Here is a 25,208-nt window from a genome sequence, read left to right on the forward strand (position 1 = left end):
ATCTCGAATGCGCGCGCGAAAACGACGCCATCACCTTCAGCGGCGAACTGCTCACGCTCTCCGGCAGCGCAGCTGCTCGAGGCGCTCGACTTCATGGCTCTGGGTAATCCCCCGTTTTCCACGGGGTTCAGAAGTAGAAACCAAGCGGCCATGGCCAAACGCTGCTTTGGCGTAAATCCGCCCAAGGCCATGTTCGGGCGGTCGTGATGGTAAGTCCACATCCAATCTGTCGCGAAGCGCTGCACGTGGTCCAAGTCTTCCCAGTGGTACGGCGACAGCCATTCGTACCGGACGGTCCGGTTGAGTCGTTCGACATACGCGTTCTGCCGGGGCTTGCCCGGCTGAATGTAGTCGAGCCTGATGCCGTACTGTCGGGCCCATTCGATGATCGCTGCGCTCAGGTACTCGGGCCCGTTATCGCACCGAATCGCTTTGGGTCTGCCGCGCGAACCGATGATCTGCCGCAGTGCACGGATCACGCGTTCCGATGGCAATGAGCAGTCGATCTCGATGCCGAGTGCCTCGCGGTTGAAGTCGTCGATCACGTTGAACAGCCGGATGCTGCGTCCGTCGGCCAGTTAGTCGTGCATGAAGTCCATCGACCAGACTTGGTTGACGGTGCACGGCACCGCCAGCGGCTCCGGTACTTGCCTGACCAGTCGTTTGCGCGGCTTGATCCGCAGGTTCAGTTCCAGTTCGCGATAGATCCGGCACACGCGCTTGTGATTCCAGCCGAAGCCCTTCACGTTGCGCAGGTACAGGTAGCACCGCCCGAAGCCCCAGTTCCGAGGGTTGTCCGTCAGGCGCAGCAGCCAGTTCGCAATCTCGTCGTTCTCGGCGCTGCGCCGGCCGACGTACTGATAACAGGCCTGACTGATCCCAAATGCTTCACATGCCAGCCGGATCGATATGCCTCGGCTGGACACCGCATGCGTGGCCATCTCACGCCGGCAAGATGGCCTCAGTCTTTTTTTGCGAGCGCCTCCGCTACGATCTCAGCCGTGATCTTCTCCTCGACGTACATCTTGCGCAGCCGGGGGGTCTCGGCCCCCAACTCCTTCATCCCCGCGATCAGCGAGACGTCCATGCCGCCGTTTCGAACGCCATTTGTAGAACGTCGCCGTGCTGATGCCCAGCTCCCGGCACAGGTCTGGCACCGACAGCCCCGATTCCACGCGCTTGAGCGCGTCCATGATCTGGCTGTCCGTGAATCTCGATTTCTTCATGCCGTAGAACTCCCTCAACGAGAAAATTCTACTTCCGATCACACCGGCTTTTTGGGGGGATTACCGCAGGTCACTCGAGAACATTCAGAAATGGTTCGACTACGTCGACAAGAACGTTGCCGACAAAGGAGCTCTCAGCGGCGGCCAGGGCGAGTTTCAGCGCTTGCGCAATCTCCTGCGCGCCGAGAAGCAGCGCGCAGGGATGATCTGAAACACTGGCGTCATTACTCCTTGGCGGCCGGCTTCACCGACATGAAAACCATGTGCCCAGCGTTCATCAGGATCTTGTAATTCTTGGCTTTGTCGTTGAGCGAGTCGTCGGCGATGATCGACTTGTTCAGCGGTGAACACTCCCACAGGTCGGACGGCATCTGGTACCCGAGGCTGCGTCCAATCAAACCGAGCGAGTCGATACTGCCGGCCAGCATCGTTGGCATGAGGCCGTTCTCGACGTTGATCGTGTACCAGCCGTACGGCGTGAAGTTGAAAATGCTGTATGAGTGCAGCGGCTCGAGATATGAGACGCTGCCGATGAATAGACCGCCGGGTTTGAGCGAGCGCACGATCTCGCGAAGCACGCGCTCTGGATACCGCACATGCTCGAACACCTGGTGCGAAAAGACGACGTCGAATGATTCGTCAGGGAACGGGATGTGCACACCATCGTACGAGTGAAACTCGCCATCCGTCCGAATCCGCGTGCGCACTTCCGGACTATCTTCGATGTCGAGCCCCTTCCACTCGGCGGCAATCCCGCTACCGGCGAACCAGTCGATCGACTTGCCGTCGCCGCAACCGAAGTCGAGAACCTTGATCTTCCTGCCGGCAAACTGGTCGCGCAGCGAATGCAAAAGCTCAGCGGATGAATATTGTTGTGGCCGCCCGCTCGGGACCAAGTCCCATATCTCCTTCAAATACATGCCCTGCCTCCGGGGAATAATACAGATGCAGTCAAGAACCAATATCACTCAGCCGCGTGCGTCGCACACCTTTACAATGGCACTTCGCGAAACACGAGCACTGCATCTTATCGCAAGCCGGATCGGGCGGGGCCTGTACACAGACGATTACCGGTTGACAGTCGTCAGCGCGTCAGAGTCACGCGTCCGACAGCGTATTCAACCGGTTAGGCAGGGCTTCGGTCTCGTCCGACACCGACTTTTCAACGGCACCCTCGCACTCGGAGAACGTGAACGTTGTAGTCACATCGGCGACCGCACCCTTCTTGAACGAAAGCCTGATCATCTTCACCGGCTCAAGTTCACCATACCGCGGAGACTTCCAACAAAACGTCGACCCGGGCTGCGGCCTCATCTCCTCGATTGCCACCAGAGAATCGCTTGCAATGTATATCCGCAACATGGTAGATCGGCGTGTCGACTTCACCGTGATGATGCCGCCGGCTATTTCAAGTTCCTTGTCAGCAGGGATTTGCCAAAATTGCTCATACTCAACATCAGAAGCGGCCGATGTCTTACGAATGCTATCTGAGACAACGAATTCGCCTACGCCATCGTAACGAAGAGCGCGATCCCATTCAAATCCCTCAAACATCGACGTAAACCCAGAAACATTCGCCACGCGTCCATTTGACGCGCAGGATGTTATTCTTGGCACCGGCTCTGGGCAATGAGTGCGTTGCGCGCGCGCCCCAACCGGGGCGATTACACTGTGCGCGAAATGCGATCTCATGTGCTCGCGTTGCGGATCGCCGTGGTCATGCTTGTAAAGACCTCCATCAGTGAGCCATTCCTCTCCATAGGCATACACAAGGATATGGTTATCATCGTCTTGACGATGGTAGTGGCTGAGGAATCCACATTTGAAAATCAGGTGAGGCCGATCAGCGTATGAAAACCTGTCAAGCGCTCCACGCAGCACGGCATATCCACTTTCCGGGAAGAATTTATGGCATGCACTATCAGCCTTCCCATCAGCTCCGCAGTTGATTGCATGCTTGTACTGATCGAAGCCTGGAAACCCAGAAAGCCAATCGAACTTAAATCGCGACGGCTTAACCTCGGTGTCACCGAGCGGCGGCAGAAGCCCATCCGGTCTAATGATCGCAGACAGATAGTTTAGAGCACCTCGAACGAACTCTTTCGTGTCTCCGAGCAAGCTCCGCCCCTCCATAGATTCAACAACGGAGTTGATCTGCAGGGTGCTATTCATGATGACGCAATGGTACTCAGGACTGTTCTCAATGTGCACGTGTTCTGAACTGAACGATTTATTCAGTTCGTACTCGAGTCGCGACAATGAAACGGAATGTGCTTCAGAAGAACAAATCAAGAATGAAAAAATCCGGCTCGCTTGATAGAGGGCATATGCCTGATCAAGTCCGTGATTCGTTCCTCTCTCATAGAAATTATCACATAACAAAACCCTCATGTGGCGCTCTGCAATCAGCGACAATAACTCCAACACGCTTCGATCCAGAGGCTTCGACTTCAGCAAGAATGCAAAATAGTACGCGAGGCTATTCAACCTGAAGGCTGTCGAGTGGTCATTCCATGAAAAGACTGATGGAAACGGAGCCTGTGTATTCCCGTCCAGCCAATCATTGACGATTGAATTCGCACAATCTATGTATCGATGTTCACCAGTTTCGGAAAACGCACACGCTAAATCGCGAAGGAACGGTAGAGAATGCAACTGCCAGCTCAAATTATGGCGCCCCGGATCGCCAAGAGACCAATTGATTGGCATAGAGACTTCAAGATGACCATAGCTAGAAAATGGGTACGTCTCGCTATCGAGCAACCCTATCGCCTTCTCGAGACTGCCACCCTTAACCCACGCTTCCGTTAGAGTGGATAGCTGCTTGCCAAGCTCCACCAGTGAAAAGTCGAACTCCACTGTACCAACGACGCTTTGAAAGTCTGGAGCGTAGCTCGAAATCGCAAAGTACTTGTGGGCGGCATTGTCTGGAGCATCTCCCGATTCTTGTCCTGGCGACCCGGAGCCAAGCTCATCAACGGAGCCCTTCACTGCGTCAGTCGCATTATTCGTTGTTTGTGCGTACGACGCCTTCCTTGATACGAACACCATATGACCGGCGTTCATCAAAATCTTGTAGTTTTTGGCTTTGTCGCTAAGCGAGCTATCCGCGATGATGGCCTTGTTCAGCGGTGAGCACCGCCATAGATCGGTCGGCATTTCGCGACCGAGGCTGCGCTCAATGAGTCCCAGCGAATCAATGCCGCCGGCCAACATTGTGGGCACAAGACCGTTCTCGATGCTAACCGTGTACCAGCCGTACGGCGTAAAGTTGAAGATGCTATATGAGTGCAACGGCTCAAGGTACGAGACACTGCCGACAAACAGACCCTCGGGCTTAAGCACACGCACGATTTCGCGGAGAACTCGCTCTGGATGCCGCAAGCGCCCAAATACCTGATGCGAAAAGACGACATCGAACGCCTCGTCCGCAAACGGGACGTGCACACCGTCGTATGTGTGGAACTCGCCATCCGTTCGGACTCGCGCGCGAACCTCCGGACTATCCTCTATGTCGAGCCCTTTCCACTCGCAGTCGATACCGCTGTTCATGAACCAGTCGATCGACTTTCCGTTTCCGCACCCGAGGTCGAGAACCTTGATTCTCCGGCCTACAAATCTGTCCCGCAGCGCATACAAAAGACCGCTTGATGAATATTGTTGCGGCTTATTATCAGGAACTAAGTCCCAGATCTCCTTCAGATACATGCCCCATCCCCGGTGAAAATTGCGGCTGCCTTAGAGATAAACGCACATTACTCGCGCATTTCCTCATACTTTCTTGCAGCATTCATGTTTTAGCGATGGTAACGCATTTTGAAAGGAACGGCATGTATCAGAGCTTGACTACCGGCTTGAGACGCTCAGCGAGTGATAGTCACGCTCGCATTGTTGGCCGGCGATACGGGCTCGGTCAGCGTATTCCGCCAACGCTCCCGCGCGATCATCAATGCTGCCGAGCACGTCGGCGAGCATGCCGATGCGGTCTCCGGCTGGCGCGCCTCCGGCGGTAGCGGCGGTATGGCTGGTGGTTGCGACGAACACGGCGAGTTGCTTGCACAGGCCGTCCAGCGGCAACGGCATCAGCGCGCGCCTGGTCACGATCTTTCGATGCATTTTCAGCAACCTCCTGTTGAGCCGCGGTGCTGCGTTGTTCCTCGGTTCGAGCGGCCTCGACCGCTTTCGTTTCTGCTGTCTCCGCATCGGACTGGATGACGGCGATCCGGCGCGCGCTGATCATGTGTTCAACGTCGAAGCCGGCAGCCGCACCGAGCAGCGCGGCCAGCAGGTACGGAATCGCGATTCGCAACATCACAGCCCCCTCTCGCAAAGCGCGCGCTCTTTGGCCCGCCGCTTCACCAAGCCGGGAAGCACGCGGCCGCCCCCTATTTTCGTTCTTGACGGGGCCATCTTACCGCGCGTTAAACTGTATATTCATACAGTACTTTTTGGCATCATGATCAGGGCCGGCTACGGCCTTTTCATCGAAACGATCAACCGCCCGCCCGTGCTGGACGTGTGAACACTGGTCCGGCGTGGCGCTCTGCGGTGGCGTACATGCGATCTGCATGCACCCCGGCAACGTCATCGGCGTTGTGACGCGATCGCGCTTAGGGTGCGCTTTTGGGGAATTGGCGATCGGCCTGGACGGGCTCGATGAGGAAACGTGCGATCGGCTCGCACATCAATTCGCACAACCGATGCGGTACACAACTGAGAAATGACAAGGCTACAGCAATGGGGATTCGCCCCAAGCTGGAATCCAGAGCCAACCGGAAATACAATAGAAAGCTATTTGCACAACAACGTAGGCTTCCGGGGCGGCATGAACATCAACAAAATCGAGGCGACACATAATTCTGGCGCCGTGCGGTTCGAGACATTTTGCGATCAACCAGCAGACGGTGCGCCCGAATACGCATACTACGTGTACCGGAACGGCGAGAAAATCCACGTCGAGTGGTACAAAGAGAGCCCGGTATTCGAGTACAACCACAACGGTGTGGACGGCTTTTACCATGCAGCCGGTTTCGTCAAAGACAGTGCTGGCTCGATCATCCAGAAAAGCTCGAATCCGCTTTTTCTAAACCCACGTGTTTTGACCGGCGGAATTTCTCAAGAACCTGCGTCGAGCCAGGCGTTGCTGTTCCAAAGCGACGAATGGGAAGTGCCGGCGCTGTACTATCCGCACGCCGAGAACCGTCTGTTTGTGCTCACGCCGTCAGCCGTCAATCGCGCTTCATACACACTGCCATCATTCCATCGATTCTCATGGGCCGCGCGCGGGCTGTTCCCCGGCAAGGTGTTGTGTTTCTCGGATCCAATGCTTGACCTGCACAGCAAGCTCGAAATCGGCTGGTGCGTCGGTACGCACGAGTCGGATCTCGCCGACGTGCTGGCAAAGTTGATTCTCGACACCGCACAATCGCTCGGCGTCCCGCAAGAACACATCGTGACATGGGGGTCGTCGGCTGGCGGCTTCGCGGCGCTCGCCTTGTCCTCTCGGATTGAAGGATCTACCGCCGTCGCGATCAACCCGCAGATTGATGCACTGAAATACCTCAACACGGCACAGGTCGAGCTTTTTAAAACCGTGGCATTCGCCGGGATTTCGGAAGACGAGATTCGAAGCGAGCACATCGACCGAATCGACATGCTCGAACGAAAGCGGAACAGCAAGCCGTTTCGCAGCGTCCTGATCCAGAATATTCATGACGAGCATCACTTCGAAATTCACGCGAAACCGTTCTGGAATGCACTCGGGGGCAATGTAATGGATGGCTGGTCAGAATGCGGGAACGACCTCGCATACTTCTATCGCGATTCAGGTGGACATGTTCCGGAAACCGAGGAAATGCTTGCCGACATCGTCGGCAAGTGCTTCCCCGTTACGGCCTGACAACGGCGAAACCGAACTGAAAGAACGGGCCTGCTGCGCTTCTCATCGGCCCGGCGTTGTCAGCGCGTCGTAATCCCGTTCGCACTGCTGGCCGGCGATGCGGGCGCGGTCAGCGTATTCCGCCAGCTCTCCCGCGCGGTCGTCAATGCTGCCGAGCACGTCGGCAAGCATGCCGATGGGGTCGCCGGCTGGCGAGCTTCCGGCGGAAGCGGCGGGATGGCGGGCGCCTGCGACGAACACGGCAAGTTGCTTGCGCAGGCCGTCAGCAGCAGAAGCAGCGGCAACGGCATCAGCGCGCGCCTGGTCACGATCTTTCGATGCATTTTCAGCAACCTCCTGTTGAGCCGCGGTGCTGCGTTGTTCCTCGGTTCGAGCGGCCTCGACCGCTTTCGTTTCTGCTGTCTCCGCATCGGACTGGATGACGGCGATCCGGCGCGCGCTGATCAGGTGCTCGACCTCGAATCCGGCCGCCGCCCCGACGAGTGCCGCGACCAAGTACGGAATCGCAATCTTCAGCATCACAGCCCCCCTATCGCAAAGCGCGCGTTCCTCTGCGCGTCGTTTCAGAAGGCCGGGCAGCACGCGGCCGCCAGCCGTCACCCACTGCGGCCGCCCGCTGTCCGACTCGTTCATCGCGCGGCACGCGCCCCGCCAGTCGCCAGCGTTGAATCGCCGGGCGGTCGTGCTCGAGCAGTACGCTGCCGTCCCAACGTTGTAGGCGAAGCCTTCGAATGGCAGGAGGCGTTGCCGCACACCGACGAGCGACGCAAGGCGCAGATCACGCTCGATGAGAACCGCGTCGAGTCGACGCACCTCATCAAGGTGTTCGGGAAAATGCAGCCGAAGGCTATCAAGCCGAAGCACGTGTATGGCTACCTCGACAAGCGCGCGCAGCTCGGCGCGCCCGCGAAGGCGAACAAGGAAGTCGCCCTATTGTCCGCTATCCTCGAGTACGGCCGCCGCCGCGGCGATGTCGAGACTAATCCGTGCCGCGGCATCGAATACAACCCGACGCGGCCACGCCAGTGGTACGTGCGGCAGGACGAGATCGAGCTCGCCGTCGAGGTCGCGCGATCGCGCCGTAGCGTCGGCGACCAACACCCCAGCTCCGCATACCTGATCCTCGCGCTGTGCGTGCAGGCGGCCTATCTCACCGTCAGCCGGCCGACCGAAATGCGCGAGTTACACCGCCAGAGCCATCGGCCCGAAGGCGTCGAGGTCCCGATCGGCAAGCGCAAGGCTGGCGAGCAGCAACGCGTGAAGCTCGTGCTGTGGTCACCCGAGCTGAGGGCTGTGATCGACGAAGCCATGGCGCTGCAGCGCACCTCGAGCGTGCACGTGTTCGGCAATACCGCCGGCCAGGTGGATACGCGTAGCGGCTGGAACACGAATTGGTCGCGCCTGATGGGTTATTGCGAGAAGGAAGCACAGAGGCGCGGTGTCGAGTTCGAGCGGCTCGCCCTGCGCGACATGCGCCCGGCTGCCGTTACAGATCGGCAGGAAGAAGGCGACGACCGAATCATCGACGCAACCGGGCATGCCGACGAGCGTATGGTGCGGAAGACCTACGATCGACGACGCCAACGAAAGGTGCGCGCCACGCGTTAGCTCAATCCGACTCCCGAAACTCGCGCATTCTAATCACATTTCGATGATGCGACAGAATTTACCAGCGTCAGAGGCACCTAGAACAATCGCGCCCAGAGGTCCGGTAGCATCGGGCAGCGGTATCCATGCGATGCGAACCTCCCTTTGTTGAGCGAACGCGTGCCCCTTCATAAAAACTGGGTGGCGCCCATAGTTGGCGCCATTCCATGGCTCCACCAACTCACCATACTGAACCGACATCGGTCCCATCACAACGAACTGGCCATGCCCTGACATCGCTTCGGTCAGCGCTGCGTAGAACTTCGGCACATTGAAGATCTCGACGCAGGCATCCGACCCGCCGATTCCAGCCATCGCATCTTCTGACCTCTGCGAGGAGCAGCACCACACATATGCATCCGTGTGATCTATGTGAACCTGAATATTCACGCTGCCGATCGTGCCCGTCGAATTGTCGCTCGGGCCAAGGTCTATCAACCTCATCGCCTTTAACGCGTCTGCATGCTCGGAACCTGCAACGATAGGTCCATCATTGATCTTGACGTGAACCGTCTTCTTTCCCTCGTCCGCATCTCCGATACCAGGGCCAAACGCCTCGATATTTCTAAAGCCATGAAGCGTCCCAATGCGGACGCCGCCACTCGTAACAAGTGTGTCGGCGTACCTGCGCTTCATGTATTTGTACAACCGATCGGGCATAGGTATCTGCAGCGGCGGGATCAGCCGGCCGGATTCAGCAATGATCTCGCTCAGCGGCCGCGCGCTCTTCACATACGGCCAACTAGGCGCGGCCCGAATACGAAATCGCTCTATCAAGGCCTCAACCGCGACTGCCGTCTCGGCATTTTTCTTTTTGGGCGCACTCATCCAGATCCCCGCCAGATCGAAAACGCAAAAAGGCCCGCTCAATGGCGGGCCTTGCTTATCAATCTTCCAAATTCTGGAATCTCATCTTCCAAAACCTGTAACACGTCAGCTTGATTCTGCTGCAAGTGCTTGAATTTGTTGGGGTGGCTGATGGGACTCGAACCCACGACGACAGGAATCACAATCCTGGACTCTACCAACTGAGCTACAGCCACCACTGATACTGCTTTGTTTCTTCGCTGCTTCGTTCGTTTCCGTGTTCAGCAGCGAAGAACAAGATTATACGAACACTTTTGAATCTTGCAAAGCATTTTTTTCAAAAATTTCTTCGGCGTTGTTCAGATGCGTGCGCGCCTCGTCGAACACGGCCAGATCGCCGCGTGCGAGCTTCTTGTTGTCCGACAGCACACGACGCCAGCCGCGTGCGCCGGGCGCACCGCGATACAGCCCGAGCGCGTGCCGAACGATCGCGCCGAGATACGTACCGCGCTTCAGTTCCGCCGCGCAGTATTCGATCAGTTGCGCCTCGGCTTCTTCACGCGTCGGCGCCTCGGCGGTCGCCCCATAGAAGCGCGCATCGACGCCCGCGAGCACATACGGGTTGTGATAAGCCTCGCGGCCGAGCATCACGCCGTCGACATGCTCGAGATGCTGCGCGACCTCGTCGAGCGTCTTAATGCCGCCGTTGATCACGATCTCCAGCGACGGGAAATCGCGCTTCAGCTGATACGCATAGTCGTACTTGAGCGGCGGGATCTCGCGGTTCTCCTTCGGCGACAGCCCCTTCAGGATCGCATTGCGCGCGTGCACCACGAACGTCTCGCAGCCCGCTTCGGCGACCGTGCCGACGAAGTCCCGCACGAACGCATAATCCTCGACCGCGTCGACCCCGATCCGGTGCTTGACCGTAACCGGCACCGACACCGCATCGCGCATCGCCTTCACGCAGTCGGCGACGAGTTGCGGCTCGTTCATCAGGCACGCGCCGAACGCACCGCGCTGCACGCGCTCGGACGGGCATCCGCAGTTCAGGTTGATCTCGTCATAGCCCCACTGCTCGCCGAGCTTCGCGGCGCGCGCGAGATCGTCCGGCTCGCTGCCGCCAAGCTGCAGCGCGACCGGCGATTCGTTCGGCGTGAACGCGAGATGCCGCTGGGCGTCGCCGAACAACAGCGCGCCCGTCGTGATCATTTCCGTATACAGCCACGTGTCGCGCGTCAGCGTGCGATGAAACGACCGGCAATGACGGTCGGTCCAGTCGAGCATGGGCGCCACGGAGACGCGGCGGGGAGGAAGCGAGGACGGTGCGGACATGGAATTCGGGGCAGCAAGCGGCACGGGAAACAACCCGCTATTTTACCGCAACGCGACCAGGCCAGCCCGGCAGCCTGACTAGACCGGCCCGCCGTCGCCCAGTTCGGCATCGACGGCCCGCCGCGCCTCATCGAGCACGCGCTCGATTACGCGCCGCTCGGTCAGCAGTACCCCGTCGACCTTCACGAGCCGCCAGTCGATCCGCACGGCCCCGTCCTGCAGCACGCGGTAGTGCGCGTGTTCGCCGTCCCAGACCTGCTCGGTCTTCACCTCGATCTCGAAGCCGCGGTACGGCTCGCTGAAATCCCCGAGGTCGCTGCCTCTCGGTTCCATCGCTCGCTCCGTGGCGACGCAGCGCCGTGCCGCCTCCGCGGCCGGCGCCGGGCGCTCAATCGTATTCGTTGGACAAAATGGATTTGCCGTCGGCGGTCAGGTCGACGCGGTCGGCAGCCGCCTGGTAGATCAACCCTTCGTTCAGCAACGCGTAGACGACGTCGTCGAACGCGGCAGGAACCGGCCGGCTATCGCCGAACTGGTCGATCCACTTCAGCGCCTCGATGGCTTCAGGAGAAAGGATGGGGGTCATGCGTTGGCCTCCGGCGTCGGTGTCGTTCCATCCTAGCACTTCGTCCGGACGTCGAATACCGCGGCAAACGCGCGATGAAAAAGCCGGCCGCCGCGGACGGGTACGCCGTCCACGCCGCACCGGCACGGGAAACGCACGCTCAGAGGCGCGCGATCGACACTTCGGTCGACTTCACGAGCGCGACGACTTCCGCGCCGACCTTCAGTTCGAGTTCGTCGACCGACCGGGTGGTGATCACCGATGTGACGATGCCGAACGGCGTCTCGACGTCGACCTCGGACACCACGGGCCCGCGAATGATCTCCTTCACCTTGCCTTTGAACTGGTTGCGTACGTTGATTGCAGTGATGCTCATCGGGTTGATCGCTCCGAAGAAATGAGTCTGAGAACGGGCGGCCAACGCCGCCCGGATTTAAACGGCCCAGCGAACCTGCCCGACCGGTCGTACGTTATCCACTTCAGGTGCCGCGCCCTGGTCGGCTCCGCCAGGTCCGCCGGCGAGCACGCGTTGCAGCACACGATCTTCCAGCGCCGCAAACGCAGTCGATACGCGCGCACGCGGCCGATCGAGCGGTACGGGCTGATCGAGCGCGACACGCCCCTGCTCGATGAGCAGGATCCGGTCGCCGAGCGCGACGGCCTCCTGCACGTCGTGCGTGACGAGCAGCGCGGTGAACCGATGCTCGCGCCACAACCGCTCGATCAGCGCATGCATCTCGATGCGCGTGAGCGCGTCGAGCGCACCGAGCGGCTCGTCGAGCAGCAGCAGTTGCGGCCGGTGCACGAGTGCCCGAGCCAGCGCGACGCGCTGCCGCTGACCGCCCGACAGTTGCGCGGGCCAGTCGTTCGCCCGCTCCAGCAGGCCGACTTCGTCGAGCACCGCGCGCGCCTGATCGCGCGCGCCGCGCCCGAGGCCCAGCATCACGTTCTGCAGCACGGTCTTCCACGGCAGCAGCCGCGCATCCTGGTACATGATCCGCGTGTCGAGCGCGCCGCCGCCCTCGCCGCGCGTGACGAGCGCACCGCTGCTCGGCGCTTCGAGTCCCGCGACGAGACGCAGCAGCGTCGACTTCCCGCAGCCGCTGCGCCCGACGATCGCGACGAAGCTGCCGCGCGCGATGCCGAGCTCGACGTTGTCAAGCACGGTGCGCGTGCCGAAGCGTTTGCTGACGCCCGACAGCGTCACCGCGTCGTCTTGCGCCGGGTTGCCGGTGCGCCGCCGCGCGAGCGGTACGACGGATCCGCCGCCATCCCGATCGACGATCGCCACGTCTCGCGCGTCGTCGTCCGTCACGCGCGCCTGCGCCAGTTCGGCCTCGAGGTCTGCGCCGGCGAGCGGGCCGTAGGCGGCCGCCGAAGTCGTCGCATTCATGCCTTTGCTCCTGATTGATAAGCGGGGTGCCAGCGCAGCGTCACGCGCTCGATCCATTTCGCCAGCACGTCGGCCAGCTTGCCGAGCACCGCGTACAGCAGGATGCCGACCACCACCACATCGGTTTGCAGGAATTCACGCGCGTTCATCGTCATGTAGCCGATGCCCGACTGCGCGGAGATCGTTTCCGCGACGATCAGCATCACCCACATCAGCCCGAGCGCGAAGCGCACGCCGACCAGAATCGACGGCAACGCCCCGGGAAGAACCACGTCGCGGTACAGCGCGAAGCCGCGCACGCCGTAGCTCTTCGCCATCTCGATCAGGTTCGCGTCGACCGAGCGGATGCCGTGATACGTGTTGATGTACACGGGGAAGAACACGCCGAGCGCGACGAGGAACAGCTTCGCCTTCTCGTCGATGCCGAACCACAGGATCACGAGCGGAATCATCGCGAGCGCGGGGATGTTGCGGATCATCTGGATCGTCGAATCGAGCGCGACCTCCGCTGCTTTCGACAAGCCGGTCGCGAGCCCCAGCGCAAGGCCGACGCCGCTGCCGATCGCGAAACCGAACAGCGCGCGCCACGTACTGACCTTCACGTTGGCCCACATCTCGCCCGACGCCACGAGCGACCACGTGGCACGCACGACTGCCACGGGCTCGGGCAGCACGCGCGTCGACAGCCAGCCGACGCGCGCGCCGACTTCCCAGGCGACCAGCAGTGCGAGCGGCACGAGCCACGGCGCGATGCCGCGCCACGCGCGGGCGGCCACGGCGGCGCCCGTCGTCGACGTTTTCGTTGTCATCGCAGGCCTCCTTCGATCAGCTCTGGCTCGCCTTCGGCAGATAGTTGTTGCCGACGATCTCGCCGAATGGGCCCGACAACGGACCGGCCGCCTTTTCCGCGCCCTTGCCCTTGATCAGCGGGAACACCAGCTCGGCGAAACGGTACGACTCCTCGAGATGCGGATAGCCGGACAGGATGAACGTCTCGATGCCGAGATCCGCGTATTCGCGCATGCGTGCCGCGACCTGCTCCGGATTGCCGACGAGCGCGGTACCCGCGCCGCCGCGTACCAGACCAACGCCGGCCCACAGGTTCGGATACACCTCGAGCGCCTCGCGGCCGCCGCGCTTGCCGCCGTGCAGCGCGGCCATCCGGCGCTGGCCTTCCGAATCCATGTTCGCGAACGCCTGCTGCGCGCGGGCGATCGTGTCGTCGTCGAGACGGCTGATCAGGCGCTCGGCATCACGCCATGCTTCGTCCTCGGTTTCGCGCACGATCACGTGCAAGCGGATCCCGAATTTGATCTTGCGGCCGCGCGATTCGGCACGCGCGCGAATGTCGGCGATCTTCTTCGCGACGGCCTCGGGCGGCTCGCCCCAGGTCAGATAGGTATCGATATGATCAGCTGCGATCGCGTGCGCGGCCGGAGACGAGCCGCCGAACCACAACGGCGGATGCGGGCGCTGCACGGGCGGATAAAGCGCCTTGCCGCCCTTCGACTGCAGGTGTTTGCCGACGTAGTCGAAGCCGCCGTTGTCGTGCGACGCGGCGAGCAGTCCGCGCCAGATGTGCAGGAAATCGTCGGTGATCTCGTAGCGCGTATCGTGATCGGCGAACAGTCCGTCACCTTCGAGCTCGGCGGCATCGCCACCCGTCACGACGTTGATCAGCAGGCGGCCGCCCGACAGACGGTCGAAGGTCGCGGCCATCCGCGCCGACAGCCCGGGCGACGCAATGCCGGGCCGCACGGCGACCAGGAACTTCAGGCGCTGCGTCGCCGGAATCAGGCTCGACGCGACGACCCACGCATCCTCGCAGGAGCGGCCGGTCGGCAGCAGCACGCCGTCATAGCCGAGCGTGTCGGCCGCCACCGCGACCTGCTTGAAATAATCGTAATCAGCGGCGCGCGCGCCTTCGGCGGTACCGAGGTAACGGCTATCGCCGTGCGTGGGGATAAACCAGAAAACATTCATCTGCTGCTCCTGCTTGACTGTCCTTGCCGGAATTTGGCTAAAACGGGCCCCTGCTCGCGTCGCGGATGAGCGGCGCATGCATGGTGTGCGTTCGAATCGGGATGGCTCGCCGGTCAGGCCGTGCAGCGGGCGAGTACGCGATTGCACGGCTGTTTCTGGGAAATCAGTCTATGGATCGGTGCAGGGCTTTGGAACGATTTTTTTGAGCTTAGGTTTTCCGCTTTCGTGATTAGCACGACGCTCAAGCGAATATCGCGTCGGCCGGGCCCTATAATGACGCACCTATCCGAATAACTTGGCGCGCACAGCCCCGGCCGTACGCGCCTGCAATGCACTCACCGATGCAGAAAGTCATCCTGCCGTTCCTGTCCGGCTTCCTGGCCGCCCTCTTCTTTCGCGAAGCCACGCTCGCGCTGCTGCACACGGCCGACCTGATCGCCGCAGCCGGATTCTCCACGCAACCGTTCGCGCCGCTCGGCATTCCTGAATTTGTCGCGAACGCGCTGATCAGCGCGTGCTGCGCGATTCCGATGGCGTGGCTGTTGCGCGTGTCGCCGGAACGCGAGGCGCCGTGGATCGGCGCGCTCGTGTTCGGCGGCATCGTGCTGACGGTGGCCCGCGTGTTCGCGATCGATCCGCTGCGCGGAATCTGGCCGTCGGGCAACATGATGCCCGTGCTTGCCGCCGGTTTCGCGGCGAACGCGATCTGGGGTTTCGGCGCGCTCGTGTTCATGCGCGCCTTCATGCTGGATGACGCCGGCGACGCGTAACGCGCACGTTCGCGGCGCGGCCCGTGCCCGCCGCTGCCACCAGCGAGCCGGATCGGCATCCGCAAACGAAAAGGCCGCCTGCACCTGCAGGCGGCCTTTTCGCTTGTCGTCTCGATACCGCGGCGCGTCAGTCCTTCAGGTTGCGCAGCGGATGCGTGTCGGGCGTCCACGGGCTGTCGAACATCGCGAGCACGTCGGCCCGCTCGATATCGGCAGTCGACCTGAAGCGCCAGACCGGCTGGTGATCCTTGTCGACGATCAGCGCGCGCACGCCTTCGATCACGTCGCCCTGCGCGAACGTCGAGCGCGTGAGGTCGAGATCGCGTCGCAGGCAATCGGCCATCGTCGCGCCGCGCGCGCGCTCGACGACCTCGAGCGACACGGCCATCGACAGCGGCGACAGCTGGCTGCGCATCGCGTGGGTCGCCTTCTCGACCCATCCGTCGACGGCCGCGCAATCCTGCTCGGCGTCGAGCGATGCCAGGATCGCGCCGATATCCGGTTGCGCAAAATGCCGATCGATCCCGGCACGCGCATCGGCCAGCGCCGACGTGTCGGGCGTCGGCACGACCTTGTGCGCAGCGGCCGCGTCGGCCACGCATGCGACGGCCTGCGCGCCGCTGTCGATACGTGCGCTGCGCAGCGTATCGAGCAGCGCCGGCAGCGCGGCATCGGGCAAGTAGACGTCGGCAAGCTCCGCATACAGTGCGCCGGCCGCGTCGAGTGGCGTGCCGGTCACCGCGAGATAGCGGCCGATCGCGCCGGGCGTGCGCGCGAGAAACCAGCTCATCCCGACGTCGGGGAACAGGCCGATCCGCGTTTCGGGCATCGCCATTTTCGTCGAGTCGGTCACGACGCGCAGGCCGCCGGTATGCCGCGCCGCCTGCGAAATACCCATGCCGCCGCCCATCACGACACCGTGCATCAGCGCGATGTACGGTTTCGGATAGGCGAAGATCGTATGGTTGAGCGTGTATTCCTCGATGAAGAACGTGTCGACCGCATCGCGGTCGCCGCGCTGCCACGCGTCGTGGAAGAAGCGTACGTCGCCGCCCGCGCAGAACGCACGCGGATGCGGGCTGTGCACGACGACGGCGAGCACCTCGGGATCGTCGCGCCACGCATCGAGCGCCTGCTGCATCAGGCGAATCATCCCGACCGACAACGCGTTCAGCGCCTTCGGCCGGTTCAGTTCGAGAAAGCCGATACGGTTCGCGACATACGTGCGCACGTCGGGCTGGGCGGTTTCTGCGGCAGCGGTGGTGGAATCGGTCATGTCAGGCATCCGGCATATCGCGGGCGCACGCTCAGTGCGCCTGCATCTTCGAGAACAGGTTCAGCACCACGACGCCCGAGACGATCAGCCCGAGGCCGATCACGGCTGGCAGGTCCGGCACCTGGCGATAGAGCAGCATCGCGACGAGCGTGATCAGTACGATGCCGGCGCCCGACCACACCGCATAGATGATGCCGACGGGCATCGTGCGCAGCGTGAGCGACAGACAGTAGAACGCGATGCCGTAACCGGCCACGACGAGCGCCGACGGCCAGAAGCGCGTGAAGCCGTCCGCCGCGCGCAGCGCGGACGTGCCGACCACTTCCGCGACGATCGCGATCGCGAGCCATGCATAGCCTGGAAGCTGCATCGGTCAGCTCCTCGCGAGCGCCAGCACGGCGTAGTCCTGCCCGAGCTCGGCGCACAGCGCTTCGACGACGAACTCGTGATCCGCGCGCTGCGGCAGCCCCGACGCGGTGATCGAGCCGATCACGCCGGCCCCCGCGACGGTCAGCGGAAACGAGCCTCCGTAAGGCGAATATTCGGAGGTCGGCAGCCCGTGCTTGTCGGCCAGCGTGGCGCCGGCCTGCTGCATGCGCAGGCCGATCGAATACGAGCTGCGACGGAAATGCGCGACGACGTTGCGCTTGCGGCGCACCCAGTCGGCGTTGTCGGGCGTCGCGCCGGCGAGCGCCGCATAGAACAGCGGCTGGCCGAACGTGACGATGTCGATCGCGACCGTGTAACCGCGCGACGTCGCGAGCGCGTGCATCCGGCTGCCGAGCGCCCAGGCGCGAGCCGGGTCGAAATGGGGAAACACGAGCGCCTGTTCCTGCGCGCCGATCGATTGCAGATCGTGAGCGATGTCCATGAATCCGTCGATGCAGTAGTGAGTGTTGCAACGGCGCCGACGCAATCGCGCCCGACTCCGCTGCGGGAATGACGACACAAGCAAACCGCTCGATTCTAGCGCACGCGCCTGCCGTACCGGCCCCACGGGCAACTGCAATGCGATTGTCAGAAAATGCTTGCAAGCATTTAGGTTAGTCCATATAATTCAATTCTTCGACGGACGCGGGGTGGAGCAGTCTGGCAGCTCGTCGGGCTCATAACCCGAAGGTCGTAGGTTCAAATCCTACCCCCGCAACCAACGTCCCGAATCATGCAAAAAGCCCGGCTCAACGCCGGGCTTTTTGTTTTTCCGTGCACGTTTTTGCGCATTGCACGTTGCGCTTCGCGCGGCACGCCGCGCACATGCGCTCGCGTTCGAGAATGCCCCGCCCCGGTGATACACTCGCATCACCTCGTCCCTTCCACTCGACATGAAATTCTGCTCCGTCTGCGGTCACGAAGTCATCGCGCGCATTCCCCCGGGCGACAACCGCGAGCGCTTCGTTTGCGATCACTGCGGCACGATCCATTACCAGAATCCGCGTAACGTGGTCGGCACGGTGCCGGTCTGGGGCGATCAGGTCCTGCTGTGCCGCCGCGCGATCGAACCGCGCTACGGGTTCTGGACGCTGCCGGCGGGCTTCATGGAAATGGGCGAGACGACGGCCGAGGCCGCCGCGCGCGAAACGCTCGAGGAAGCCGGCGCACGCGTCGAGGTGCAGAACCTGTTCACGCTGCTCAACGTGCCGCACGTGCACCAGGTCCATCTGTTCTACCTGGCACGGCTCGTCGACCCGGGTTACGAGGCCGGCGAGGAAAGCCTCGAGGTCAAGCTGTTCGACGAAGCCGACATCCCGTGGGACGAAATCGCGTTCCCGACCGTCAGCCAGACCCTGCGCTTCTTCTTCGCCGATCGCGCCGCTGGCGACTACGGCGTCCATACCGGCGATATCTTCCGCTCGCTGCGCAACGGCTGAGCCCGCGCCCCATGGTCCCCTGGCTCGGCCCGGACGATCCGTTCCCGCCCATCGAACGCGCACTCGGTCCCGCGACCGGCGCGCCGGGGCTGCTCGCCGCGAGCGCCGACCTGCTGCCGTCGCGCCTGACCGACGCGTATCTGCGCGGCATCTTTCCGTGGTATTCGGACGGCCAGCCAGTGCTGTGGTGGAGCCCCGACCCGCGGATGATCCTCGTGCCGGCCGAATTCAAGGTATCCCCGTCGCTGCGCAAGACGCTCAGGCGCGTGTTGCGCGAGCCCGCGTGGGAAGTGCGCGTCGACCACGATTTTCCGGGCGTGATGCGCGCGTGTGCGCAGGCGCCGCGCCGCGGGCAGCGCGGCACCTGGATCACGGCCGAGATCGTCGACGCGTACACATCGCTCTACCGCTCCGGCAACGCGCACAGCGTCGAGACCTGGCACGACGGGCGCCGCGTCGGCGGCCTCTACGGCGTCGCGTTCGGGCGGATGTTTTTCGGCGAATCGATGTATGCGGATGCCACCGATGCGTCGAAGATCGCGCTGGCGACGCTCGTCGCCCACCTTCGCGAGCAGGGGCTGGAGATGATAGACTGCCAGCAGAATACGTCGCATCTAGCGTCGCTCGGCGGCCGCGAGATCGCACGCAAGGCCTTTGTCGCTCACGTGCGCCGCGCGGTAACCGAACCGCCGATTCCGTGGCAGTTCGACAAGCGCGTGCTCGCCGTGCTGACGAGCCCCGCCGAACCGACCGCCCGTTCCGGGACCGAGCGCTAGCGCGGCACTCCTTCCCTGCATCGAGAGCTGCCCATGACTCACCCGACTGAGCTGCCGCTTTCACCGCTTTCGGCGCTGCAATTCTATGCAACGGCGCCCTATCCGTGCAGCTATCTGGACGGCCGCATCGCGCGCTCGCAAGTCGCGACGCCGAGCCACCTGATCAACTCCGACATCTACACCGAGCTCGTGAAGGCCGGCTTCCGGCGCTCGGGCGTGTTCACCTATCGTCCGTACTGCGACGGCTGCCGTGCGTGCGTGCCGGTGCGCGTGCCGGTCGGCGCGTTCACCCCGTCGCGCACGCAGCGCCGGATGTGGAAGCGGCACCGCGCGCTCGTCGCGACGGTCTCGCCGCTGCACTACGACGAGGAGCACTACGCGCTGTACATGCGCTACCAGTCCGCGCGCCACGCGGGCGGCGGCATGGATCGCGACAGCCGCGACCAGTACGAGCAGTTCCTGCTGCAGAGCCGGATCAATTCACGCCTCGTCGAATTCCGCGACCTCGACGCGCCAGGCGGCGAGCCCGGCACCCTGCGCATGGTCAGCATGATCGACATCCTCGGCGACGGACTGTCGTCGGTCTACACGTTCTTCGAGCCCGACGACCAGCACACGAGCTACGGCACGTACAACATCCTGTGGCAGATCGAGCAGGCGAAGAGCCTCGGCCTGCCGTACGTGTATCTCGGCTACTGGATCCGCGAGAGCCCGAAGATGGCCTACAAGGCGAACTTCCATCCGCTCGAAGGCTTGCTCGACGGCCGCTGGAAAATACTCGATCCGGATCACGTCGACCTGCCGCCGGTCGACGCGGCACTCGCTCGCGCGCCGCTGCCGGGCGGGCATTCCGGGTCGGGCTGACCGGCCAGTCCACGGCGCGGCTCCGCTCCAGCAATGTGCACCGCGCCGGAGCGCGCACCGCAAGAGAAGCGCGACCGCCGGCGCCTGCGAAGCGAACCCCGCCCTTGCCGCGCAACTCCCGGTAAAATACCGGGTTGTCATTCATTCCGGCCGTCCGCCCAATTCCCGTGTTCAGTTCCCTCTATCCGCTGGCCCGCGCATCCCTGTTCAAGATGGATGCGGAAGACGCTCACCACCTCACGCTGCGCGCGCTCGGCGCGGCCGGCCGCACGGGCCTCGCCTGCGCGCTGTCGGCGCGCGTGCCCGACGCGCCACGCACCGTGATGGGACTCACGTTCCGCAACCCGGTCGGCCTCGCCGCCGGTCTCGACAAGGACGGCGCGGCCATCGACGGCCTCGCGTCGCTCGGCTTCGGCTTCATCGAGGTCGGCACGGTCACGCCGCGCCCGCAGCCGGGCAACCCGCGCCCGCGGATGTTCCGCCTGCCGCAGGCCGAAGCGCTGATCAACCGGATGGGCTTCAACAACCACGGTGTCGACCAGTTCGTGAAGAACGTCCAGGCCGCCCGCTATCGCGGCATCCTCGGCCTGAACATCGGCAAGAACGCCGACACGCCGATCGAGCGCGCCGCGGAAGACTACCTGTACTGCCTCGAGCGCGTGTACCCGTTCGCGAGCTACGTGACGATCAACATTTCGTCGCCGAACACGAAGAACCTGCGCCAGTTGCAAGGCGCCGGCGAGCTGGACGCGCTGCTCGCGGCGCTGAAGGACAAGCAGCAACGCCTCGCCGACCTGCACGGCAAGCTCGTGCCGCTCGCGCTGAAGATTGCGCCCGATCTCGACGACGAACAGGTCAAGGAAATCGGCGACACGCTGCTGCGCCACAAGATCGAAGCGGTCATCGCGACCAACACGACGCTGTCGCGCGCAGCCGTGCAGGGCCTGCCGCATGCGGACGAAGCCGGCGGCCTGTCGGGCCGCCCGGTATTCGATGCGTCCAACGAAGTGATCCGCAAGCTGCATGCCGAAGTCGGCAGCGCGGTGCCGATCATCGGCGTCGGCGGCATTTTCTCGGGCGAGGACGCACGCGCGAAGCTCGCGGCCGGCGCATCGCTCGTCCAGCTGTACACGGGCTTCATCTATCGTGGCCCGGCACTCGTCGCCGAATGCGTGAAGGCCATCGCGCGCGAACGCGCCGCGTAATATAGTCATAAACAAACGATATTTTGTGGTCGATTGTGTTTTTGCTATGATCGGCCTCACAGTCAGAATCAAGCGCCCCGCTGGGGCAAGGAAGCTCACACAATGAAAATTTCGCTGCTGAAGAAGCTGCTGGTGGCCGGCCTGATCGGCACGTCGTTCGCCGCCGCCACCGCGCATGCGGCCGACCTCCTCGACCAGGTGAAGGAACGCGGCACGCTGCGCGTCGGCCTCGAAGGCACGTTCCCGCCGTTCAACTCGAAGAACCCGCAAGGCGAACTCGTCGGCTTCGACGTCGACATCGCGAAGGCCGTCGCGGCGAAGCTCGGCGTGAAGGCCGAGTTCGTCACGACCGAATGGAGCGGCATCATCGCGGGCCTGCAGGCCGGCAAGTTCGACGTGATCGCCAACCAGGTCGGCATCACCGACAAGCGCAAGGAAACGCTCGACTTCTCGCCCGCGTACACGTATTCGTCCGCGCAGCTGATCCAGCGCAAGGACGACACGCGCCAGTTCAAGTCGCTGGATGACCTGAAGGGCAAGAAGCTCGGCGTCGCGCTCGGCACGAACTACATGGACATGGCGAAGTCGGTGCCCGGCATCGACGTGAAGACGTACCCGGGCGCCCCCGAGTACCTGCGCGACCTCGCGGCCGGCCGTCTCGACGCGGCACTCAACGACCGCCTGATGCTCGCGTACCTGACGAAGAACTCGCAGCTGCCGCTGCGTCCGGGTTCGAACGTCGGCTCGGCGAACCCGTCGGGCATCCCGTTCAAGAAGGGCAACCCGAAGTTCCAGAAGGCAATCGACGACGCGATGGCGCAGCTCGAGGCCGACGGCACCTTCACCAAGATCTCGGACAAGTGGTTCGGCATCGACGTGACGAAGCCGATCAAGTAAGTACGCCTCTGTTTCCCGCCTGACGGCGGGCCGGAAAGGGCGGCATCCGTAACGATGCCGCCCTTTGTTTTATTCGTCCGGTTTATGATTGCGCTTTCGCGCACGCATTCGATTCGTATTCCATGTCGACAACGTCCCTGCTCGTCCAATCGCTGCCGGTGCTCGCCGAGGGCGCCGTCCTGACCGTCAAGTTCGCCGTTCTGTCGATGGTGTTCGGCCTGCTCGGCGCCGTCGTGCTCGCGATGATGGGCATCCGTCAAAGCGAACCGCTCGACGGCTTCGAACGCATCTGGGTCAACGCGCTCGCGGGGCTCGCGCGCGCGTACGTGAGTCTGATGCGCGGCACGCCGCTGCTGGTGCAGATCTTCGTGATCTATTACGGCCTGCCGAGCCTCGGCATCTCGCTCGATCCGACGCCGGCCGGTGTCATCGCGCTGTCCGCGAACGTCGCGGCTTACATGTCCGAAAGCATGCGCGGTGCGATCAACGGGATCGCCCGCGGCCAATGGCTGGCCGCGTACAGCCTCGGGCTGTCGTGGGGGCAGACGCTGCGCTACGTGATCGGCCCGCAAGCGCTGCGCATCGCCGTGCCGAGTCTGTCGAACAGCCTGATCAGCCTGATCAAGGATACGTCGCTCGTGTCCGTGATCACCGTGACCGAGCTGCTGCGCAGCGCGCAGGAAGTGATCGCGGCGACCTACCAGCCGTTGCCGCTGTACCTGGCCGCGGCCGCCGTGTACTGGGTGCTGTGCCAGATCCTCGAATGGGTCCAGCGCTGGTACGAAAAGCGCCTGTCGCTGCCGGCACGTCACTGAGCCCGCAGCGCTGTCCGCCGGGCCGCCGATGCACGCCCGGCGCCTGACTTCCGCCGCCCCGCCTACTCGCCCGAATAGCGCACGCCGAGCGTCGCGCGCGCCGCGTCGGTCATCGCGATCATCTGTCGCGAATGCTCGTGCGTCATGATCGGGCTCTCGAGTTCGCCCGCGCGCAGCAGGTCGCAGAAATGCGCGGTCTCGTAGTTCAGGCCGCCGCCGTCGACCGGCGCATCGAGCTCGACGGTACGCCCGTCGGCATAGCGGATCGTCGCACGCGACGGGTTCCACCACTTCTCGTGGATCGTCACGTGCCCGCCCGCCGCGGCAATCAGCGCGTCACCGCGCCCCATCACGTCGAGCCCGCAAAAGAGCTGCGCGATGCCGCCGTTCGCGTGGCGGCTGTTCAGGCTCGCGAACACGTCGACGCCCGTCGCACCGACGCGGCCGAGCGTCTGCACGTCGAGTGCCGCGCCGAGCCAGTCGACCGCGAGAAACGCTTCGTAGATCCCGATGTCGAGCAGCGCACCGCCGGCGCGATCGAGACGATAGACGGAATGATCGTCCGGCATCGACGACGATGCGCAGCCCGCGCGTACGAGCCGGATTGCGCCGATCGGATCGTCATTCAGGTGCGCACGCAACTGACGGTACAGCGGGAAGAACGGCGGCTTCATCGCTTCCATGAAAAGCCGTCCGGCCGCGCGTGCCGCAGCCAGCACGGTGTCGAGTTGGGCCGCATTCAGCGTCGCGGGTTTTTCGCACAGCACGGCCTTGCCGGCGGCGAGCGCCGCCAGTGCGTACTGCGCATGGCTGTCGTGGAGGGTCGCGATGTAGATCGCGTCGATATCGCTCGCGAGGAGTGCGTCGAGGCTGGCGGCAGGCGTGCCACCGCAGCTGTCGCAGAAGGCGGCTGCGGCGTCGGTGCGGCGTGCCCACACGCCGGCGAGCACGGCACCCGGCACGTGAGCGAGGCTTTGCGCGAAACGGCGTGCAATGCTGCCTGCGCCGACGATGCCGAAGCGCACCGGGCGGTTGTCGAGGTCGTTCATCCGGATCTTCCGTAGCGGTCGTAGGACGGTGGCCGGCACGGTGCCGGCCGGCCGTCATGATAAACGGCTCGCCGGCTCACGGATAAGCGACGCGTGCAGACTCACGCGCGCACGGGCACGTCGACGGAGAAATCGCGCGAGATTTCGTCGGCGCTGAAATCGATCAGCGCGAGCGACGCCGCTTCGGCTTCGCGCGGATCGCGGCGTTCGATCGCGTCGACGACGCGCGCATGCGCCTTGACCGCGATGTCGTGCGCACCGTCCTTCTGCGCCACGCGCGGATTCACGAGACGCACCGCGCCGCGCACGATCGCCGCCATCTGCTGGAAAAACTGGTTGCCGCTCGCCTGGACGATCCGCGTGTGCAGCAACTCGTCCGCCGTGTCGTAGCCGGGTTCGCCGGGCTGCAGCACCTTGAACGCTTCGAACGCCTCGCGGATGCCAGCGATGTCGACGGCCGTCGCACGGACCGCCGCCTGCGCGGTCGCGCGCGGTTCGATCAGCATCCGGAATTCGATGACGTCGCGCATGAACTGCGGATCCGGCTTCGCACGAAACCGCCAGCTCACCACGTCTTCATCGATCATGCGCCAGTCGCGCATCGGTCGAACGCGCGTACCGACTTTCGGACGCACGTCGAGCATGTCGCGCGCAAGCAACATCGACAATGCTTCCCGCATCACCGTCCGACTCACGTCGAACTCTTTCGACAGCACATCCTGCGGCGGCAGAATGCCGCCGTACTTGTCCTCGACGATACCCGAGACAAGCCCATCCATCACTTTGGCGACCAGTGACCGGTCTTTGCCCTGCTCCATGACACCTCCCCGTGC

General features: G+C 63.1%; 26 protein-coding genes, 2 tRNA genes and 3 pseudogenes. 10 read left to right on the forward strand and 21 right to left on the reverse strand.

What is annotated here, in order from left to right:
- Nucleotides 1-143: 143 nt before the first annotated feature.
- The 5 genes and pseudogenes from GEM_RS09200 to GEM_RS32435 form a co-directional block, all read right to left on the reverse strand.
- Nucleotides 144-1,226 (reverse strand): annotated as a pseudogene (locus GEM_RS09200) (IS3 family transposase); the annotation flags it as partial.
- A gap of 224 nt (nucleotides 1,227-1,450) precedes the next feature.
- A complete protein-coding gene (locus GEM_RS09210; protein ID WP_014897145.1) occupies nucleotides 1,451-2,146 on the reverse strand; it encodes a class I SAM-dependent methyltransferase in 696 nt (231 codons plus the stop codon).
- A 178-nt stretch (nucleotides 2,147-2,324) separates the two neighbouring features.
- Nucleotides 2,325-4,934, reverse strand: a complete 2,610-nt coding sequence (locus GEM_RS29725; protein ID WP_014897146.1) for a heparinase II/III family protein — start codon at nucleotides 4,932-4,934, stop codon at nucleotides 2,325-2,327.
- 138 nt (nucleotides 4,935-5,072) lie between these two features.
- A complete protein-coding gene (locus GEM_RS32175; protein WP_014897147.1) occupies nucleotides 5,073-5,342 on the reverse strand; it encodes a DUF2514 family protein in 270 nt (89 codons plus the stop codon).
- 195 nt (nucleotides 5,343-5,537) lie between these two features.
- A pseudogene (locus tag GEM_RS32435) lies at nucleotides 5,538-5,606 on the reverse strand (lysozyme); the annotation flags it as partial.
- A gap of 445 nt (nucleotides 5,607-6,051) precedes the next feature.
- On the opposite strand from GEM_RS32435, the gene GEM_RS09230 reads away from it, so the two are divergent.
- The gene (locus GEM_RS09230) at nucleotides 6,052-7,125 is read left to right on the forward strand and encodes a hypothetical protein (protein WP_014897148.1); all 1,074 of its coding nucleotides are present in this window, start codon (nucleotides 6,052-6,054) and stop codon (nucleotides 7,123-7,125) included.
- Between the two features lie 42 nt (nucleotides 7,126-7,167).
- On the opposite strand, the gene GEM_RS09235 is transcribed toward GEM_RS09230, so the two are convergent.
- Nucleotides 7,168-7,644, reverse strand: a complete 477-nt coding sequence (locus GEM_RS09235; protein WP_041490648.1) for a DUF2514 family protein — start codon at nucleotides 7,642-7,644, stop codon at nucleotides 7,168-7,170.
- Between the two features lie 6 nt (nucleotides 7,645-7,650).
- A pseudogene (locus GEM_RS29735) lies at nucleotides 7,651-7,851 on the reverse strand (glycoside hydrolase family protein); the annotation flags it as partial.
- Nucleotides 7,852-7,869: 18 nt separating this feature from the next.
- On the opposite strand from GEM_RS29735, the gene GEM_RS29170 reads away from it, so the two are divergent.
- Nucleotides 7,870-8,733, forward strand: a complete 864-nt coding sequence (locus tag GEM_RS29170; RefSeq protein WP_051137972.1) for a hypothetical protein — start codon at nucleotides 7,870-7,872, stop codon at nucleotides 8,731-8,733.
- Nucleotides 8,734-8,766: 33 nt separating this feature from the next.
- Here GEM_RS29170 and GEM_RS09250 read toward each other — a convergent pair whose 3' ends face one another.
- The 9 genes from GEM_RS09250 to ssuD all read right to left on the reverse strand — a co-directional run bounded on the left by GEM_RS09250 (nucleotide 8,767) and on the right by ssuD (nucleotide 14,855).
- Complete coding sequence (locus tag GEM_RS09250) at nucleotides 8,767-9,600, reverse strand: hypothetical protein (RefSeq protein WP_014897150.1); 834 nt, start codon at nucleotides 9,598-9,600, stop codon at nucleotides 8,767-8,769.
- A 139-nt stretch (nucleotides 9,601-9,739) separates the two neighbouring features.
- A tRNA-His gene (locus GEM_RS09255) sits at nucleotides 9,740-9,815 on the reverse strand.
- Nucleotides 9,816-9,879: 64 nt separating this feature from the next.
- Nucleotides 9,880-10,866: a tRNA dihydrouridine(20/20a) synthase DusA gene (gene dusA, locus GEM_RS09260; RefSeq protein ID WP_014897151.1), complete on the reverse strand. Its 987-nt coding sequence runs from the start codon at nucleotides 10,864-10,866 to the stop codon at nucleotides 9,880-9,882.
- A gap of 126 nt (nucleotides 10,867-10,992) precedes the next feature.
- On the reverse strand, nucleotides 10,993-11,247 hold the full coding sequence (locus GEM_RS09265; RefSeq protein ID WP_014897152.1) for a hypothetical protein: 255 nt from the start codon (nucleotides 11,245-11,247) through the stop codon (nucleotides 10,993-10,995).
- Between the two features lie 55 nt (nucleotides 11,248-11,302).
- Nucleotides 11,303-11,500 (reverse strand): hypothetical protein, encoded by a 198-nt coding sequence (locus GEM_RS09270; RefSeq protein WP_014897153.1) that lies wholly within the window; start codon nucleotides 11,498-11,500, stop codon nucleotides 11,303-11,305.
- Nucleotides 11,501-11,639: 139 nt separating this feature from the next.
- The gene (locus GEM_RS09275; RefSeq protein WP_006400187.1) at nucleotides 11,640-11,855 is read right to left on the reverse strand and encodes a TOBE domain-containing protein; all 216 of its coding nucleotides are present in this window, start codon (nucleotides 11,853-11,855) and stop codon (nucleotides 11,640-11,642) included.
- 57 nt (nucleotides 11,856-11,912) lie between these two features.
- Nucleotides 11,913-12,872: an ATP-binding cassette domain-containing protein gene (locus GEM_RS09280; RefSeq protein ID WP_014897154.1), complete on the reverse strand. Its 960-nt coding sequence runs from the start codon at nucleotides 12,870-12,872 to the stop codon at nucleotides 11,913-11,915.
- Nucleotides 12,869-13,681, reverse strand: coding sequence for an aliphatic sulfonate ABC transporter permease SsuC (gene ssuC, locus GEM_RS09285; RefSeq protein WP_014897155.1), 813 nt, complete (start codon nucleotides 13,679-13,681; stop codon nucleotides 12,869-12,871). The genes GEM_RS09280 and ssuC overlap by 4 nt, the downstream gene beginning before the upstream one ends.
- 16 nt (nucleotides 13,682-13,697) lie before the next feature.
- Nucleotides 13,698-14,855 (reverse strand): FMNH2-dependent alkanesulfonate monooxygenase, encoded by a 1,158-nt coding sequence (ssuD, locus tag GEM_RS09290; protein ID WP_014897156.1) that lies wholly within the window; start codon nucleotides 14,853-14,855, stop codon nucleotides 13,698-13,700.
- 341 nt (nucleotides 14,856-15,196) lie between these two features.
- Between ssuD and GEM_RS09295 the strand changes: the two genes are divergently transcribed.
- Nucleotides 15,197-15,625: a hypothetical protein gene (locus GEM_RS09295; protein ID WP_014897157.1), complete on the forward strand. Its 429-nt coding sequence runs from the start codon at nucleotides 15,197-15,199 to the stop codon at nucleotides 15,623-15,625.
- Nucleotides 15,626-15,752: 127 nt separating this feature from the next.
- Here GEM_RS09295 and GEM_RS09300 read toward each other — a convergent pair whose 3' ends face one another.
- From GEM_RS09300 to GEM_RS09310, 3 genes are read right to left on the reverse strand one after another with little or no spacing between them, the layout of a single operon-like run.
- On the reverse strand, nucleotides 15,753-16,901 hold the full coding sequence (locus tag GEM_RS09300) for an enoyl-CoA hydratase/isomerase family protein (protein WP_014897158.1): 1,149 nt from the start codon (nucleotides 16,899-16,901) through the stop codon (nucleotides 15,753-15,755).
- 31 nt (nucleotides 16,902-16,932) lie between these two features.
- Nucleotides 16,933-17,271, reverse strand: a complete 339-nt coding sequence (locus GEM_RS09305) for a DMT family transporter (protein ID WP_014897159.1) — start codon at nucleotides 17,269-17,271, stop codon at nucleotides 16,933-16,935.
- Between the two features lie 3 nt (nucleotides 17,272-17,274).
- Nucleotides 17,275-17,772, reverse strand: a complete 498-nt coding sequence (locus tag GEM_RS09310; RefSeq protein WP_014897160.1) for a heme-degrading domain-containing protein — start codon at nucleotides 17,770-17,772, stop codon at nucleotides 17,275-17,277.
- A 202-nt stretch (nucleotides 17,773-17,974) separates the two neighbouring features.
- Between GEM_RS09310 and GEM_RS09315 the strand changes: the two genes are divergently transcribed.
- From GEM_RS09315 to GEM_RS09345, 7 genes are all read left to right on the forward strand, one after another.
- A tRNA-Met gene (locus tag GEM_RS09315) sits at nucleotides 17,975-18,051 on the forward strand.
- A gap of 172 nt (nucleotides 18,052-18,223) precedes the next feature.
- Nucleotides 18,224-18,769 carry an NUDIX hydrolase gene (locus tag GEM_RS09320; RefSeq protein WP_014897161.1) on the forward strand — a complete coding sequence of 182 codons (546 nt, stop codon included), beginning with the start codon at nucleotides 18,224-18,226 and terminating at the stop codon, nucleotides 18,767-18,769.
- Nucleotides 18,770-18,780: 11 nt separating this feature from the next.
- Nucleotides 18,781-19,545 (forward strand): leucyl/phenylalanyl-tRNA--protein transferase, encoded by a 765-nt coding sequence (aat, locus tag GEM_RS09325; protein ID WP_014897162.1) that lies wholly within the window; start codon nucleotides 18,781-18,783, stop codon nucleotides 19,543-19,545.
- A 33-nt stretch (nucleotides 19,546-19,578) separates the two neighbouring features.
- On the forward strand, nucleotides 19,579-20,409 hold the full coding sequence (locus GEM_RS09330) for an arginyltransferase (protein WP_014897163.1): 831 nt from the start codon (nucleotides 19,579-19,581) through the stop codon (nucleotides 20,407-20,409).
- A gap of 167 nt (nucleotides 20,410-20,576) precedes the next feature.
- Nucleotides 20,577-21,614: a quinone-dependent dihydroorotate dehydrogenase gene (locus tag GEM_RS09335; protein ID WP_014897164.1), complete on the forward strand. Its 1,038-nt coding sequence runs from the start codon at nucleotides 20,577-20,579 to the stop codon at nucleotides 21,612-21,614.
- A gap of 102 nt (nucleotides 21,615-21,716) precedes the next feature.
- A complete protein-coding gene (locus GEM_RS09340; RefSeq protein WP_014897165.1) occupies nucleotides 21,717-22,511 on the forward strand; it encodes a cystine ABC transporter substrate-binding protein in 795 nt (264 codons plus the stop codon).
- A 122-nt stretch (nucleotides 22,512-22,633) separates the two neighbouring features.
- Entirely contained in the window at nucleotides 22,634-23,326 is a 693-nt protein-coding gene (locus GEM_RS09345) for an amino acid ABC transporter permease (protein ID WP_014897166.1), read from the forward strand.
- A 62-nt stretch (nucleotides 23,327-23,388) separates the two neighbouring features.
- On the opposite strand, the gene GEM_RS09350 is transcribed toward GEM_RS09345, so the two are convergent.
- Complete coding sequence (locus GEM_RS09350; protein ID WP_014897167.1) at nucleotides 23,389-24,375, reverse strand: Gfo/Idh/MocA family protein; 987 nt, start codon at nucleotides 24,373-24,375, stop codon at nucleotides 23,389-23,391.
- 101 nt (nucleotides 24,376-24,476) lie between these two features.
- Complete coding sequence (locus GEM_RS09355; protein WP_014897168.1) at nucleotides 24,477-25,193, reverse strand: FadR/GntR family transcriptional regulator; 717 nt, start codon at nucleotides 25,191-25,193, stop codon at nucleotides 24,477-24,479.
- Between the last annotated feature and the right edge of the window lie 15 nt (nucleotides 25,194-25,208).

It is taken from the genome of Burkholderia cepacia GG4 (assembly GCF_000292915.1).
GTDB classification, from domain to species: domain Bacteria; phylum Pseudomonadota; class Gammaproteobacteria; order Burkholderiales; family Burkholderiaceae; genus Burkholderia; species Burkholderia cepacia_D.

Coding starts and splice junctions, on each gene's coding strand:
- GEM_RS09280 (WP_014897154.1), bottom strand. CDS start 12,872: ATGAATGCGACGACTTCGGCGGCCGCCTACGGCCCGCTCGCCGGCGCA.
- ssuD (WP_014897156.1), bottom strand. CDS start 14,855: ATGAATGTTTTCTGGTTTATCCCCACGCACGGCGATAGCCGTTACCTC.
- GEM_RS09270 (WP_014897153.1), bottom strand. CDS start 11,500: ATGACCCCCATCCTTTCTCCTGAAGCCATCGAGGCGCTGAAGTGGATC.
- GEM_RS32175 (WP_014897147.1), bottom strand. CDS start 5,342: ATGCATCGAAAGATCGTGACCAGGCGCGCGCTGATGCCGTTGCCGCTG.
- GEM_RS09275 (WP_006400187.1), bottom strand. CDS start 11,855: ATGAGCATCACTGCAATCAACGTACGCAACCAGTTCAAAGGCAAGGTG.
- GEM_RS09355 (WP_014897168.1), bottom strand. CDS start 25,193: ATGGAGCAGGGCAAAGACCGGTCACTGGTCGCCAAAGTGATGGATGGG.
- GEM_RS09310 (WP_014897160.1), bottom strand. CDS start 17,772: ATGGACATCGCTCACGATCTGCAATCGATCGGCGCGCAGGAACAGGCG.
- GEM_RS09210 (WP_014897145.1), bottom strand. CDS start 2,146: ATGTATTTGAAGGAGATATGGGACTTGGTCCCGAGCGGGCGGCCACAA.
- ssuC (WP_014897155.1), bottom strand. CDS start 13,681: ATGACAACGAAAACGTCGACGACGGGCGCCGCCGTGGCCGCCCGCGCG.
- GEM_RS09235 (WP_041490648.1), bottom strand. CDS start 7,644: ATGCTGAAGATTGCGATTCCGTACTTGGTCGCGGCACTCGTCGGGGCG.
- GEM_RS09230 (WP_014897148.1), top strand. CDS start 6,052: ATGAACATCAACAAAATCGAGGCGACACATAATTCTGGCGCCGTGCGG.
- GEM_RS09250 (WP_014897150.1), bottom strand. CDS start 9,600: ATGAGTGCGCCCAAAAAGAAAAATGCCGAGACGGCAGTCGCGGTTGAG.
- GEM_RS09345 (WP_014897166.1), top strand. CDS start 22,634: ATGTCGACAACGTCCCTGCTCGTCCAATCGCTGCCGGTGCTCGCCGAG.
- aat (WP_014897162.1), top strand. CDS start 18,781: ATGGTCCCCTGGCTCGGCCCGGACGATCCGTTCCCGCCCATCGAACGC.
- GEM_RS09300 (WP_014897158.1), bottom strand. CDS start 16,901: ATGACCGATTCCACCACCGCTGCCGCAGAAACCGCCCAGCCCGACGTG.
- GEM_RS09295 (WP_014897157.1), top strand. CDS start 15,197: ATGCAGAAAGTCATCCTGCCGTTCCTGTCCGGCTTCCTGGCCGCCCTC.
- dusA (WP_014897151.1), bottom strand. CDS start 10,866: ATGCTCGACTGGACCGACCGTCATTGCCGGTCGTTTCATCGCACGCTG.
- GEM_RS09320 (WP_014897161.1), top strand. CDS start 18,224: ATGAAATTCTGCTCCGTCTGCGGTCACGAAGTCATCGCGCGCATTCCC.
- GEM_RS09340 (WP_014897165.1), top strand. CDS start 21,717: ATGAAAATTTCGCTGCTGAAGAAGCTGCTGGTGGCCGGCCTGATCGGC.
- GEM_RS09265 (WP_014897152.1), bottom strand. CDS start 11,247: ATGGAACCGAGAGGCAGCGACCTCGGGGATTTCAGCGAGCCGTACCGC.
- GEM_RS09330 (WP_014897163.1), top strand. CDS start 19,579: ATGACTCACCCGACTGAGCTGCCGCTTTCACCGCTTTCGGCGCTGCAA.
- GEM_RS29725 (WP_014897146.1), bottom strand. CDS start 4,934: ATGTATCTGAAGGAGATCTGGGACTTAGTTCCTGATAATAAGCCGCAA.
- GEM_RS09350 (WP_014897167.1), bottom strand. CDS start 24,375: ATGAACGACCTCGACAACCGCCCGGTGCGCTTCGGCATCGTCGGCGCA.
- GEM_RS09305 (WP_014897159.1), bottom strand. CDS start 17,271: ATGCAGCTTCCAGGCTATGCATGGCTCGCGATCGCGATCGTCGCGGAA.